The organism is Sulfurisphaera ohwakuensis (assembly GCF_009729055.1).
Lineage (GTDB): Archaea > Thermoproteota > Thermoprotei_A > Sulfolobales > Sulfolobaceae > Sulfurisphaera > Sulfurisphaera ohwakuensis.
Genome location: NZ_CP045484.1, coordinates 781,494 through 795,036, shown reverse-complemented (window position 1 = coordinate 795,036; position 13,543 = coordinate 781,494). Strand labels below are relative to the sequence as shown.

Sequence of the window (13,543 nt, the reverse complement as noted above, 5' to 3'; positions counted from 1 at the left end):
CTAAAATTTAAGAAAGTTTAACTAAGAAGTTATTTCATTATATTATCTATAGTCTCTCCAACTATATCTTGCTAATCCACCAAGTTTATTAAAACCTCATAAAAAGGCTAATATTTTGCGAAATGATTATTATAAGTAATGAGTGAGAGAGTAGTTTGGGAAAGAGATGTTAGAAAATATGGAGAATTAAGAGTAGAGGAAAGTATTGATGAGGCTTTGATAGCTGTAGAACTTCTAAGACAAGGTAAGTTCCGAAATTCTGCGGTGAAAGCATTTTTAGCATTTAAGGCGTTCTTAAGTGGAATTATAAGTATTAATCATCTGTCTTTTTCCTCTAAACTAGAAGAAAAAGAAAGAAGATTTTTCTATAAAATAGGTTTTACTGCTCCTTCAAATAGATTACTCTATTATGCATCTATTCTGGAGATGGATCTGCCTGGTATTACAGATTTAGCTAAACAAGCTATGTCTCTTCATGTCTTTTCATATGTGGGTTATGATAAAGCTGGAGAATATTCCCCAATAACTTCAAAAGAAGATGCAAAGAAATGGATCCTGGATTTTATTATAGCTCTAGCTAACTTTATTATTAAGGTGAATGAGAGAGGAAAGGAAATATTAAGAGAGGTGGAAGAAGTTAAGAAAGAAAATTGAATAATAATTTAAGGGAATCTGCCATATGAAAAATCATAATATTCATCGGTGAGCTAATAAATATTATTTATTTTAAATTAGAATTCTTAGTGTTTACCCGGAGGTAACTTATCCTAACTTTTAATTAAAGATCTTTCTAGTAATTTAATAGTAAAACTAAAGAAGTTAGCAAGACTTGAGGGTTAGATTTAACATACTTATGTCAAGGTTAGTATAAGTAGGCTTATAATTGATCAGCTTAAACATGACAATTATCAGATATCTTAGCCATAATATTATCTCATCCAATATTACCAATTTTCATTTATCGCGGATAAAATCTATAGAATCATTAAGTATTTTTTATCATTATAATTTTCAATATTTAATTTAGAACTTTTTATTTAGTTTATTTAATATCATAAAATGAGAAAAATTCATACAAATTTTCTTTTCTCCTTTCTAGTTTAACTGCATAAGTTAACCATATATTTTCTGAGGTTTTGAAAGGCAAGATCTTCCTCTTAACATGATTGGGTTCCCGCGTAATTTGAAGGCTTATTGTTTCCATTTAAACTGTGATCAAAGTTTATTTCATTTCAATCGGTACTAATTTCACTGGACTCATATCACTTAGGTAGTCCAATAATTCCATATCTTCTGGTAAGATTTCACCTATAACATTAAACCTCTTATCTGCCTCAACTTCCCTTTTGAATATCCAGACTTCTATTATATCTGGTCTATTATTCATTACGGTAACAGCACCTCTAAACCTCCTAGTTATGTTCCTAGATTTAATCTCATTCTTAACAAATCTGGCTAACGCTATCGAATATTCTTTTATCCTTACGTCGTAATATACTTCTTCGAATATCTTTTTCTCTTCATCTGTAATGCCAGGATATACTAAGACCCTAATCTTCATGTATTCCTTAGCCTCAACTAACTCTGCAAGTTCTTCATCGGTAGGGAACGGTTCACCTAAAATAAGTCTGTCAATCGCTCCAGTATTAAACAGAATTGAGGCAGACTTCCAAATTTCTTTACCCCTTAACATTTCAACAGTAGTTCTAGACTCAACTTGTCTAGGTGAAGGTATAAAAGCTGCAACTGGTATTCCCCTTTCCTTAAATTCTTTAGATTTCCTTATTGTATTCTCTAGGGATAGTGCAGTGTACTTGATGGGATAAAAATCATGACTCGCCTTCAACCTCTCAATGTTACTCACTTTACTTATTAGATAGTCAAGTTTATCTAAAGGGAAGATACTAGCATTTAATTCTATCACTAAGTCTAAATTGTTATTGGCCATTTTTATTAAATCATCTATTGTAAAGCCGTAATCTGCCCTTAAGCCCTTAATCTTTAACTCCTTAAACACCTTCAAATTTGAGGGAGATGCTCCAAAACCTCTCATTATCTCTGGATTGATGTCCACGAAAAAGTACATGTCATACTTTTCCGCAATATTTGCAATCTCTTTAATACCGTCTATATAGTTTGGGTCTATTCCGGACCATATTTCGTTAAATTTCATTTTTCCAGCTTTTTCTGCAATTTCTTTTAGCTCGTTAATCTTATCCTTCCTCCATGCTTGTGAAAGTATTCCTATTGATCTCATAATTTAGAGTATAGAAGAAAAGCTTATAGTCTTTTTCTTAGTAAAGGCAAAGGATAAATAATACTTGTTAATACGAGGTTAATATTTCAACTATTTATAATGGTTGTTGAACACTATCACTACTAATAAAAAGATTAAGCAACAAGCATCTCATTAACAATCCCTTCCACGTAAAATGTCTCGTAATCACTATCGAAAAACTTCTTGATATAATTAGCGTCTAAGTATTTAAACTGGGATTCGTGCTTCTTCATAGCCTCAAGCTTAATCCTTTTATACTCTCTAACGTCAACTTTAATTTTTCTATGAAACGGAATTAAAAGATATTTTATCACGTCAAAAACACTCTTAGAAGGAATAGGAAGCCAGTTTAGATAACTTAACTCGTTTACTGCAATTCCTACTTTTCTTATTGCTATTCTAGTTATATAACCTCCGGACCAATGATCATTATGACCGTCAAGTAGAGAGGGATAAATTATAATGTTTGGCTTAATTTCCTTAATTATTTCTGCAACTTTCACAGAAGCCTCCCATATGTAAAACCTTAGCTTTGTATCTGGATAATTAAGGAAGAAAGCATTATCCTTTTTTATCCCTAGAACCTTTAACCCCTCTACAGCCTCCCTCCTTCTAATTTCAGCAAGTTTTTCTCCTCTCTCCTCAGGATTGGGAGAACCAGCAGAACCATCAGTTAGATACACAATGTAAATATCATGAGACTTAGCTAACTTAGCTAAAGTACCTCCAGCATTATCACACTCATCATCTGGATGAGGAGCGACGAACAGAATTCTCACAACTAAAATTTTAACATTAAAATTAATAATTAAGATTATGGTTTATTTAACATCAAACGATAAGGAGGTGGGAGTACCATTAGGGGGTATAGGAGCAGGGAAGATAGAGATAAGTAACAAGGGGAGGATGATAAACCTAACGATAGCAAACAACTGGTCATTTCCGTTAAAGGAGATGTTAGGCTTTCACATATTTATTCTTCCTAACGATTCCGAACCCTTCTTTTTACAAAGCGATTTAATTTTCTTGGATTTGAACAAATTTGCAGTACCCCTCGAATATGAGGGAAAGTATCCATTTGCGAGGATAAAGGGAGTAAAAAACAGCGTAAAAGCAGAACTCGAGGTATTTTCAGCATTAATTCCCGAAAACTTGCACGATTCATCATTACCCGCTGTAGGAATTTCAGTTAAAGTGAGTGGGAGTATATCGGGGCTCATTGCAATATCAATGAGTAATATAACTGGGATAAGTAAGATAGGGAGATATAATGAAGGGTTAAAGAACGGGGTAAGGATGAAGAACGCAAAAGCTAACGACTTTGATCCGTATAACGGTGAGATTGTTCTAGTAGCGGAGAGGCCTAAGGTTATTATAAAACAGTATAATTTTCATGTAAACAGAGGACTTGAAAAAACTCTAAATTTACATAGACTCATAGAAAATGAGAAGCCATGGAAGGACTTAATAAGTGGAAAAATACCAGAGAGTGAGGACGGTGAGTCCACCGGTTCTTACTATTTACCAGCGGGAATGGTAATAAGTGAGTATAATGAGAACGAAGAAGTAAAGTTTGTCTTTTCATGGTTCTTTAATAAGCCATGGGTCTATTATCCCTATAAGCACTACTATTCTAACTTCTTCTCCAGTGCTAAGGAAGTTGCAGAGTATTTCATAGAAAACTTTGATAGACTGAGAGAAGAGACGAGAAAATGGCAAGAGGAGTTAATAGACCCGTCATTACCGGATTGGTTAAAGGACGCTATAATTAATAGTGCTTATATATTGTCCTCAAGTACATGGCTCGACGAAAAGGGAAGATTCGGAATAATGGAGGGTACACAAGTAGGTACTATGTTATCAACAATAGGCGGAGTTTGTTATGAGACGGGGTCATTGCCAGTAGTGCTAATGTTTCCGATGTTAGAAAAATCAACATTACAGCAATTAATTGCCAATATGAGGGAAGATGGATATATTCCACACGATTTAGGAACATATTCATTTGATACCCCATCAGATGGAACTACAGCACCACCAAAGTGGAAAGATACCAACACCACTTTCGTATTAATGGTATACAGATACTACCTAAGGACTAAGGATAAAGAGTTTCTAAAGAATGTTTATCCCTATGTTAAAAAGGCAATGGAGTGGATAATTTCTAAAGATAAGGACGGAGACGGAATACCTGAAAGTGATGGATCTACAGATCAAGGATTTGATTGCGTCCCTATTGAAGGTGCTTGCAGTTATATCGCTACAGTGTACATAGCTGCATTAGAGGCTATAATAAAGATTGCAGAAATTGTAGGTGACGACGTTTCTTACTACTTGTCGTTACTAAGTAAGGCTAAATCATCATTGATGAAATTATTTGACGGAGAGAAGTTTATCCCATGGACCGGAAAGCCAAACCATCATAACGCCGTATTCTCAGCGCAGATATTTGGCCAATGGTGGGCTTATTTACTTGACCTAGATGACGTTGCAGATAAAAGTGCACTTTTATCCGCACTTAGCGAGATATACAGAGTAAATGGCCATGCATCAAAATACTGTACTCCTAATATGGCTAAAGAAGGGGAGAGCCTTGATGATTTAGATTCTCAATTGACTTCCTCATGGCCTAGACTGGTCTTTTCGCTATCAGCTCTAGGTTACAGTTTGGGAAAGAGAGAGTGGTTAGAAATTGCAAAGAAGGAGTGGGATAACCTAGTAGACAAGGGGTTAATGTGGAACCAGCCTTCATTAGTTCACTCTCATGACGGAAATCCAGATAATCCCTTTCTCGACCATTATATAGGTAGTGCTGCCCCATGGGGATTTACATATAAGTATGCGTTAAAAAGATTAGTTAAGATTTAACTTTTAACGTATACTTAACTAAGTATATTGACATATCGCCTATGTAATAGGGACGAGAGAAATGCTCTCCAATAAATGCGTTAATTTTTGAAGGTTGATTCTAAGGATCTCTTAGAGAGATTGTAGTCCACTCTTTTTGCAATCTCCAAACCCTTAAGTATCATTATGAGATATTGCAGCAAATGTTATTCTTGACCATGAGGTACATTACTTGATCTGTTGAAATGTAGATACTTCAGCCAAGATTTACTTTATTCTCATCAATAACATTTTCTAACCTAGAATATCGTACCAGAATTCTCCGAGTATTTGAGAATTTATGTAACTTTTCTTCTTTTTATCCCCAGCTTCCCAAGAAATAAATAAAATACTTACCATTCCACATGGACTCCATAGTAGCCTTAGCCTTTTCTAAAATCTTTATATAGTTCAACGATTTATAGCCAAGAATTTCTGGATGCCTTTATACAAGCCTTTAAAGCACATAAGAAGAGTGAGCAACATATGATGACACATCATATATATAAGTCCCGCTATAATAGTTGTCAATTTTATTAACTTATGTAAAAAGAAATAGATGTGATATAAATGGATAGGCAAGAACCTCACAGAATATCTTTATTAAAATGGCTAGGTCTATTCTCATTATTTGTAGTATTGCCCACAGCAGTTTCCGTCTTCATATCGTTCTCAATTCCTTATTACATTTTTCATAATCCTACGTTAGCCAATAATCTTAGTACTATAGTGTCTATTATAGTAATTGTTATATCTTCTTATTTCTTCAATAGATACCTCTTGAGTCACAATATGATTTCTCCGTTCACGAGAAGTAGAAAAACAATTACTGTCCTACCAGATAGTGGAGAACCTATTGATGAGAAATATATAAGATCATTTGAGGCAGGACTTAACTTTTACAAGAATGATCCTAACGAGTATATAAAGCGATTAGCTATGATAGGATTGATGTATTTACAAAACGCAATTGCTTATGCAAACAAAGACTATTATCTGAAGGCTAGGGATTACTTGTATAAGGCTGAAGAGGAGATTAATGGTAAAAATGTGACTTTTGAGACGAGATTACTTGTCGATAATCTAAGGAGTAAAATTAAGACTTATAAATATAGATTTGGAGAGAGATAGTACGAAAAATTGAATCGGAGGATTTGATTGTTTCCATCTAAATAATATTATTTTACAAAGTAGGGACACTTAATAGAATTAGTTAAACCCTAAATTATTTATTATGAGTTTATTGTAAATTGTAATTTTACCTAATATTCAGTACACAAATAATACAATATGGTAAAACTATTCGTCATTGTTTAAATTATGACCTTCTTATTAGTGCGTTGTTACTCGTTGTTCGTACTAACTTAGTGTGAATTTAATAGTCAAAGTTTTACTCTAATAAGGTAGATATAAATCACAATGAAAGTTTGAATCTTCCATGTTTTTCAAACTCAGGTTTGTTAGAGACGTTAGTATGTAGTGCCTCCCTCTACTCCTTGCCAATGAAATTGTTTAGTTACTACGATTATTTATCTTAAATGTTTCTAAAAAATCATAAAAATAATTTAGCGATTTTACTATACTTTTTAACTGTATAAAAAGTGGTCGCATTGAGACCAGTTAACACGTAAAAGTGGCCAGAAAGAGACTAATATACTGTTCAAAAAAATAGTATGGAAGAAAGATATAAAACTATCATAGTGGAATGGCTTACTTCACAGTTACCTCAGGTTATTAAAAGAAATATTTCATTACCATTAGATAAAGATTATATAATAACTGTGACCGGAAGTAGAAGAAGTGGGAAAACATTTCTCCTTTACTAAACTATTAAAGAGATAATTGAACGAGGTCTTACATCTCATGATGAAATTCTTCACATAGATTTTGAGGATTATAGGTTGAAAGGGCTGACTTCCTTATATAAAACATATTAGTCAGATCTGTGTAATACAGATCTGACTGGGGTGTAGGCCGTTGACTTCCTTGGGCTTGAAGCCCGTCGGGGAGCTTGGCCCGCCTCCAATTCGGACCGGAAGTTGGGCAAAAAGCCCGAATAAAACATAAGGGTGAGTATACATGGAGGCCCCAGTCGCAGGAATAGACGTATCAAAAGATAAATTAGTAGTATATTTCCAAGGCAAATACTACGAGTTTCCTAATGATAGGCAAGGTTATGAGGAGATAATTAAGATCTTGCCTAAGGGTTGTAAAGTGGGTATTGAAAGTACTGGAATTTACCACATTAACCTAGCAAAGTACTTGATGGGAGAGTATGACGTTAGGATTATTAATCCCTTCATACTCAAGAAGTTCAAGGATTTTAGGGGTAAGAAGAGTGATAAGAATGATGCTAAAAAGCTTGCTGAACTAGTTGTAAGTATGGGTAGTGAGTTTACAACAAGTGATGCTAGGGAGTTAACTAGCCAATGGGATTTTGTTACTAGGAGTATTGCTAGGGTTAAGAATAGGTTGAGGAGGGATTTGATACTTTTGGGCTATAAGGATAGTTTGTCCAAGAAGAACTTAGAGGAGGTTTTGAGGGGTGGGGATAGTATTGTCTTGGCTGAGGTTAGGTTTCTTTTGGAGGAGTTGGAGAGACTTGAGGTTAGGAAGAGGGAGATTGAGGAGAAACTTGAGGATCTTGTTCCCAAGGATAGTTTGATTTTCACCATTCCTGGTATTGGTAAAACCTTGGGTTGTATAATTTTGGCTAGGGTTGGTGATATTAGGCGCTTTAGTGATAAGAAGAGGTTTGTTGCTTATTGCGGTCTTGACCCAGTTATTGAGTCTAGTGGTAAGAGTGTTGTTTCTAAGGGTATTTCTAAGAGGGGTGATGCTGTTTTGAGGAGAGCTTTCTATCTTGCAGCTTTAACTGCTATTAGGGTTAATCCTGTTATCAAGCGTTTTTATGAAGAGCATAAGGGAAAGTTGAAGGGTAAGAAGTTGATTATTGCCTGTGCAAGGAAATTAGCTGTTATTACTTGGGCTGTGCTGTATTATAATAAACCATTTGATGCTAGCGAGTGATAAGGAGAGCCTTACTTTTCCATAAGTAGTGTAGACTATGCTCGATTTTTCATGGAAAGGTTTTTATACCGGAAGCTCCCCACCCTGGAAGGGTCGGGGGTTCCCTTCCAGAGGGTTCATCGTTCCCACCATCGATTCGGGATTACATCTCTCATTTGGTGGGCAGTCGGGTGGGGCAGAGACCCACCCCCAAAATTAGAATAGGGGATCCGTCATCCATATTGTCCGAATCCCGTGAAAGAGAGAAGAGGAATGATAGTTGCCCCTCCCTCAGTCCCATTAAGCCCCCAATCGAGCTGGGGAAGAGCGTCATTAACATCACTAAAAGATATCTCGATAAAGGGGTATATAAATATAAGGGGGATATCCATCTCCACCCTGAAGGGTGAAGCTTTCCGCCCCCTTAACCCCCATTTTGTAAAAAAGAAGTTGATTTCGTAGTTTGTAAGAATTTTACTCCAATCACTTTAATTCAAGTTACTTACGTGAGTGATAGAATCGAGGAGAGGGAAATTGAAGGATTATTAGAAGCTAAAAATTCATTAAAGGTAGATAATTCAGTTATTCTAACTTGGGATTATGAAGGAGAAGTTAAGGGAATAAGAGCTTTACCATTATGGAAATGGTTATTAGAATAGTGAAAACATCTACGTTGTATTCACACTATTTAATTTCATTAAGTAAGAAAGAAATTCCTTAATTTGTCCAAAAATAGCAATAAAGTTAATATATTTTATTAACCAAATAAGATTTTAAGGAATTCATTCATACTTACTTTTAATTAAATAAAATATTTTATCAATTTTATAATTTCCTCATAATTAGTTTTCTTACAATCAATATTATTAAAGTCCTTTTTATCAAGGACTGCAAAAAATCTACAGCCTCCCACACACATAGGTAAATAGGGACAATCATCACATTTTCCTTTCCAAATATATCTTGCTTTTATCCCAAGTAATTTGTTATTTATCCATTCTACATTTCCATCTTCTTTTAATTTACCTTTAATATAAAGTGGATTTCCAGTAAATGCCCAACAAGGATATATATTCCCTAAAGGATCGACAACTATATCTTCATCAATATGTGCAACACAAATACCTAATCTAAATACTTCTTGCGGAATTTCAAAGCCTAATTCTCTTGCAGTTTCCCAGAATTTAACTAACACTTTTCCTTCATTTTCTTTTGATAATGTATTATGCCAATACTCATGCCTAAAAGTATTTTCATGTACTAAATGAGGATCAATTCTTACCTTTGTTATTCCTTCTTCTCTTAATATTTCTAGAAGTTTTTCTATTTCATCTAAGTTATTTATATCTATGTTTATCCTCAAAACTACTTTAGTTTTATCCTGTGCATATTTTAAGTTTTCTAATATAACATCAAAGGATCCCCTACCATTAACGAAAAATCTTCTTTTATCATGAACTTCCTTAGGACCATCAAGCGTAATTTGGACATGAGATAAGCCTAAAGAGAGTAATTTATCAAGAACATAGGGGGTTAGTAATGATCCGTTAGTCACTACACTAAATGAATAATCTACCTCTTCCTTTAGCTCCTTAGATATTTCTTCAATTCTTTTTAATTCTAAAAGTGGTTCACCGCCAAAATACGTTACTCTTACTTTTCTTCCGTTAGAATTCTTCTTTATATAGTTAATAAATCCTCTAACAACTTCATCTTTTACTCTACTTTTATTCCTGAATTTCTTCTGAAAACAATAAACACAATCAAAATTACAATCATATGTTAAGACAAGAGTAGGCTCTAAATACTTTTTATTTACAATAAACTTATCTATATCAAACTCTTGTTCAGAAAATCCTTCTTCAATTATATCCTTCAATTCCTCCGATACCTCTCCTTTAGAAAGTTTTCTCATTTGCTCATCAGTTACCTTAATCGCATAACCGGTTAATGTATTAAAAATAATATTATAATCATAAAGAAAAATATTGAATTTAGATAGCTTAGTTTTAGATTCCATCTTCTTACTCGCCCCATGAAGGAGAGTAGTTACACCTACCCATTTTTCTTTCTATTTTTACAACTTTTACGGCCTTCATATGCGAAATTTCATATACTGAGTTATTAAGATTGAAAAGAATAGTCTAATTTGTATTATTTGAAACTCTGTTAATGAATAAGTGGAACTATTAAAGATATATTTCTAGGAAAATTATTTTCTCTACGTAGACTATATTATGAGAGAATAAAATAAGTAATTTTTTTATCCTTAAATTATTTATGGACAGATGGACTAATCTTTATTAAGTTTTTAAGGGGATTTTTTCTTCATAATAGAAATGAAAATGCCTTGATCCATATACAACTCGACCTCATCAAAATAGGTTAAGAAATCCTTCCTAATACTTCTCATTATATCAATATCAGCTAGGACTAAGATTCCATCACTTTTTAACACTCTGTGTATTTCTTCTATTTTATCTTTCCTTTCTTTCTTAGTAACATTATAAAAGTAAAGAAAAGAATAGACACCGTCAAAGAAAGAAGACCTAAATGGTAATGGAAATAAATTCTGTACAACAGTTACATTATCTTTTACTCCTTTTGTCCATTTATTAATATCTTCTCCCTTCCAATCATCAATAGCATATATCTGTTTTGCAATTTTTCTAGCATACATGGAGATTAAACAGTTACCACATCCTATTTCTAAAACCTTATTAAGATTAAAACGCGATAAAAAGTTCATAAGTAGTTTAGCATAATAAATTTCCTCGTCTATGGTTACACCCATTCTTTTGAAGGGTTTTACATCGTAAGCATTTATACTATCAAAAAGGGATGACATAAGCTAATTAAAAAAGGAATAGTTATAATTATTACACCTAATTTATTTGTTACAGCACTTAATAGCTTTAGCAACCTCAGTAATCCTTTTTCCTTGGAACTTGGCAATCTTCCTTTCCATTTCGTCTAGCTCTTCTTTTGAGCCTAGATGAGTGGCACCGTAAGGACCTCCACCAGTCATAGTTTGGAATAACTCTGGTATACCATAGCCTATAGGAACGATTATCATACCGAAATGATATGCATATGTACTCATTGTTAGTATTGTAGTCTCATGGCCTCCGTGAACTGTTGAAGCTTCTGTGAAAAACGTAACTGGCTTGCCATAAAGAACATTATCCCTCCAGAGAATGGCTGTAGTATCTAGAAACGTTTTTAGACCTCCCGCCATATTACCATATCTAGTTGGAGAACCAATCGCAAACCCGTCTGCCCATCTCATATCATCTAAAGTAACTTCTGGTATATCTTTTACCTTATCAAACGGTAGCCTAGATTGAAATTCCGGTGGTAAAGTTTCTCTAACTCTCCTAATTTTTACTTCAGCACCAGCTTCTTCAGCGCCTTTTCCTATTTCCTTAGCTAATTCAACTATTGAACCGTATCCATAAAAGAGGACTAAAATATTTGGTTTACAAGACATGAGTGTAAGTTTGTATTCCTTTTATAAAATTTAACTTTACTATAAGAAAGTTAATTTTTTACACATTTGCTAGAACTTAAAAAATCTCATGAAATGTTAAAAAAATTTAATAACTCCTTTTATATGTTTAAAAGTTTCCTATCGAATCATTTAACATATGAAAGTTTAAATTTTAAGAACCCAAATATAACTTGGTGATGTCAAAATCCCTTATGATGTAGTTTTAACTGCTGAAAGGGGTACTTTCACAGACTATGGCGGGATTTCTCCATTGGGTTATGTAGCTTGTTTACCATATCGTCTAGTTCCAAGAATTTTCATGGATAAAATATTTACTCCACCGGAAAAAACTGATAGGGATGGAAGGGCAATATTTGCACCATATCCTTTAAGAAAAGTTGAGGCCATATTAGCTTCTCATGGACTTAGCGTAATAGTTACTCCACCAGAAAAGTTAGAAAAAGTAGTTAGCAAAGGGGCTAAGGTTATAGGTATTAACACCCACGACCCTCTAGGAATTGAACCCGTAAGTATGAAATTAAGTATAATTTTTGGTGGAGGTAAAACTTGGACAGCAAAATTCTTTGAGGAATTAGGTGAAAAAATAAAGAAAATAAAAAGCAAATATGATATAAAAGTTGTAGTTGGTGGTGCTGGTGCTTGGCAGTTAGAGAAAGAGCCACCGGAATGGATTGATGTTGTCTTTATTGGTCATGCTGAAATTGATTTTCCAGAAATAGTTAAAAAATTAGAAGAAGGTGAAAAAGTACCTAGAGTCGTTAGGGCTAGATATCCTAAAAAATTAAGTGAAATCCCTACAATTGTAAATGCAGCAAGAGGTGGGGAAGTTCAAATTACTAGGGGTTGTCCTAGGGGTTGCTGGTTCTGCTCTGTTACTCCAGACACCTTTATCTCATTCCCAATTGATTACATAATGAAGGAAGTAGAAGTTAATATGAAGGCTGGAATTAAAGATGTTAGTTTAATTACAGATGATATGATGCTTTACGGGGCTAAAAGTTTAAGAGAAGTAAATCACGATGCTATAATAAGATTATATACAGAGTTAAAGAAAGCGGGAGTAGATTACATTAACTTTGCTCATATATCAGCTTCACCAGTAAAACTTAGTCCTAGAACTATTAAGGAAATGAGTGAGATAGCAGGGTGGAATGAAGAAAAGGCCGTATCTCCAGTTGTTGGGTTAGAGACTGGCAGTGAGAAAATATTTAATAAGTATATGAAAATGAAGGCTTTTCCGTGGGGATATAATAATTGGAAAGATTTAATTGTTGAGGCTACAGCAATTATGAATGACAGTTATATTTATCCTTGTTACACAATGACTATTGGATATCCAGATGAGACGGATGAGGATGTTGAACAATCAATAAAGTTAGTTGAATATATAATAGATCATGAACCAATTGCCTGGATTTTCCCATTACCAGTAATCCCGATGGGTACCTCAAAAATTAGGGATAATCCTTTACCAGCAATAGAGAGACTCCCATCTAGATATTGGGATTTACTTTACATAACATGGAAGTATGATCTTCAAATAACTAGAAAATTATCTAAAACAATTACGGCAACTAGTAAAAATAAATTGATTAGAAGTTTAGCTATGTATTTGATTGACAAGGTATTTAATAATGTAGAATGGTACTTTGAACAACTTAAAGAAAGTAAAGGGAAATCTGCATTATCTTATAAAGATTTAAACCTTAATACAACTTATGGGGTAATGTGGGCTGTAACTCAGCTATTTAAGTTAGCTTTTTCTTCTTCTAGTTGAATTGGTTAATATGCAAGTAAAAGAAGTACAATTACGTTTTGTGAAAGCGTTTCTGATAGAGACTATAACATTTCTGCGTAAC

General features: G+C 33.8%; 12 protein-coding genes and 1 pseudogene. 7 read left to right on the top strand and 6 right to left on the bottom strand.

Annotation, left to right across the window (positions count from 1 at the left end; all coding sequences use genetic code 11):
- The first annotated feature begins 138 nt into the window (after window positions 1–138).
- A complete protein-coding gene (locus D1869_RS04615; RefSeq protein WP_156014121.1) occupies window positions 139–654 on the top strand; it encodes a PaREP1 family protein in 516 nt (171 codons plus the stop codon).
- Window positions 655–1,222: 568 nt separating this feature from the next.
- Here the strand turns inward: D1869_RS04615 and D1869_RS04610 are convergent.
- Together D1869_RS04610 and D1869_RS04605 are read right to left on the bottom strand one after the other, a co-directional pair.
- A complete protein-coding gene (locus D1869_RS04610) occupies window positions 1,223–2,257 on the bottom strand; it encodes a MupG family TIM beta-alpha barrel fold protein (RefSeq protein WP_156014120.1) in 1,035 nt (344 codons plus the stop codon).
- A 134-nt stretch (window positions 2,258–2,391) separates the two neighbouring features.
- Window positions 2,392–3,057: a PIG-L deacetylase family protein gene (locus D1869_RS04605; protein ID WP_184651089.1), complete on the bottom strand. Its 666-nt coding sequence runs from the start codon at window positions 3,055–3,057 to the stop codon at window positions 2,392–2,394.
- Between the two features lie 37 nt (window positions 3,058–3,094).
- Between D1869_RS04605 and D1869_RS04600 the strand changes: the two genes are divergently transcribed.
- The 3 genes from D1869_RS04600 (at window position 3,095) to D1869_RS04590 (ending at window position 8,194) form a co-directional block, all read left to right on the top strand.
- Complete coding sequence (locus D1869_RS04600) at window positions 3,095–5,146, top strand: GH116 family glycosyl hydrolase (protein WP_156014118.1); 2,052 nt, start codon at window positions 3,095–3,097, stop codon at window positions 5,144–5,146.
- Window positions 5,147–5,734: 588 nt separating this feature from the next.
- The gene (locus D1869_RS04595) at window positions 5,735–6,295 is read left to right on the top strand and encodes a hypothetical protein (RefSeq protein ID WP_156014117.1); all 561 of its coding nucleotides are present in this window, start codon (window positions 5,735–5,737) and stop codon (window positions 6,293–6,295) included.
- Between the two features lie 948 nt (window positions 6,296–7,243).
- Complete coding sequence (locus tag D1869_RS04590; protein ID WP_156014116.1) at window positions 7,244–8,194, top strand: IS110 family RNA-guided transposase; 951 nt, start codon at window positions 7,244–7,246, stop codon at window positions 8,192–8,194.
- A 63-nt stretch (window positions 8,195–8,257) separates the two neighbouring features.
- Here the strand turns inward: D1869_RS04590 and D1869_RS15795 are convergent.
- Window positions 8,258–8,513, bottom strand: a pseudogene (locus D1869_RS15795) (hypothetical protein).
- On the opposite strand from D1869_RS15795, the gene D1869_RS15355 reads away from it, so the two are divergent.
- Window positions 8,447–8,635 (top strand): hypothetical protein, encoded by a 189-nt coding sequence (locus tag D1869_RS15355; protein WP_156014115.1) that lies wholly within the window; start codon window positions 8,447–8,449, stop codon window positions 8,633–8,635. The pseudogene D1869_RS15795 and the gene D1869_RS15355 overlap by 67 nt on opposite strands.
- Before the next feature lie 44 nt (window positions 8,636–8,679).
- Complete coding sequence (locus D1869_RS04580) at window positions 8,680–8,832, top strand: hypothetical protein (RefSeq protein ID WP_231113711.1); 153 nt, start codon at window positions 8,680–8,682, stop codon at window positions 8,830–8,832.
- Window positions 8,833–8,975: 143 nt separating this feature from the next.
- Here D1869_RS04580 and D1869_RS04575 read toward each other — a convergent pair whose 3' ends face one another.
- The 3 genes from D1869_RS04575 to wrbA all read right to left on the bottom strand — a co-directional run bounded on the left by D1869_RS04575 (window position 8,976) and on the right by wrbA (window position 11,663).
- Window positions 8,976–10,193 carry a radical SAM/SPASM domain-containing protein gene (locus tag D1869_RS04575; RefSeq protein ID WP_156014114.1) on the bottom strand — a complete coding sequence of 406 codons (1,218 nt, stop codon included), beginning with the start codon at window positions 10,191–10,193 and terminating at the stop codon, window positions 8,976–8,978.
- 291 nt (window positions 10,194–10,484) lie between these two features.
- Window positions 10,485–11,021 carry a class I SAM-dependent methyltransferase gene (locus D1869_RS04570; protein WP_156014113.1) on the bottom strand — a complete coding sequence of 179 codons (537 nt, stop codon included), beginning with the start codon at window positions 11,019–11,021 and terminating at the stop codon, window positions 10,485–10,487.
- A 42-nt stretch (window positions 11,022–11,063) separates the two neighbouring features.
- On the bottom strand, window positions 11,064–11,663 hold the full coding sequence (gene wrbA / locus D1869_RS04565; protein ID WP_156014112.1) for an NAD(P)H:quinone oxidoreductase: 600 nt from the start codon (window positions 11,661–11,663) through the stop codon (window positions 11,064–11,066).
- A gap of 319 nt (window positions 11,664–11,982) precedes the next feature.
- On the opposite strand from wrbA, the gene D1869_RS04560 reads away from it, so the two are divergent.
- On the top strand, window positions 11,983–13,461 hold the full coding sequence (locus tag D1869_RS04560; RefSeq protein ID WP_156015904.1) for a B12-binding domain-containing radical SAM protein: 1,479 nt from the start codon (window positions 11,983–11,985) through the stop codon (window positions 13,459–13,461).
- Window positions 13,462–13,543: the final 82 nt, after the last annotated feature.

Excerpts from the sequence above, each read along its gene's own strand:
- D1869_RS04615 (WP_156014121.1), top strand. The coding sequence starts at position 139 with ATGAGTGAGAGAGTAGTTTGGGAAAGAGATGTTAGAAAATATGGAGAA.
- D1869_RS04610 (WP_156014120.1), bottom strand. The coding sequence starts at position 2,257 with ATGAGATCAATAGGAATACTTTCACAAGCATGGAGGAAGGATAAGATT.
- D1869_RS04600 (WP_156014118.1), top strand. The coding sequence starts at position 3,095 with ATGGTTTATTTAACATCAAACGATAAGGAGGTGGGAGTACCATTAGGG.
- D1869_RS04595 (WP_156014117.1), top strand. The coding sequence starts at position 5,735 with ATGGATAGGCAAGAACCTCACAGAATATCTTTATTAAAATGGCTAGGT.
- D1869_RS04590 (WP_156014116.1), top strand. The coding sequence starts at position 7,244 with ATGGAGGCCCCAGTCGCAGGAATAGACGTATCAAAAGATAAATTAGTA.
- D1869_RS15355 (WP_156014115.1), top strand. The coding sequence starts at position 8,447 with ATGATAGTTGCCCCTCCCTCAGTCCCATTAAGCCCCCAATCGAGCTGG.
- D1869_RS04575 (WP_156014114.1), bottom strand. The coding sequence starts at position 10,193 with ATGGAATCTAAAACTAAGCTATCTAAATTCAATATTTTTCTTTATGAT.
- D1869_RS04570 (WP_156014113.1), bottom strand. The coding sequence starts at position 11,021 with ATGTCATCCCTTTTTGATAGTATAAATGCTTACGATGTAAAACCCTTC.
- wrbA (WP_156014112.1), bottom strand. The coding sequence starts at position 11,663 with ATGTCTTGTAAACCAAATATTTTAGTCCTCTTTTATGGATACGGTTCA.
- D1869_RS04560 (WP_156015904.1), top strand. The coding sequence starts at position 11,983 with ATGGATAAAATATTTACTCCACCGGAAAAAACTGATAGGGATGGAAGG.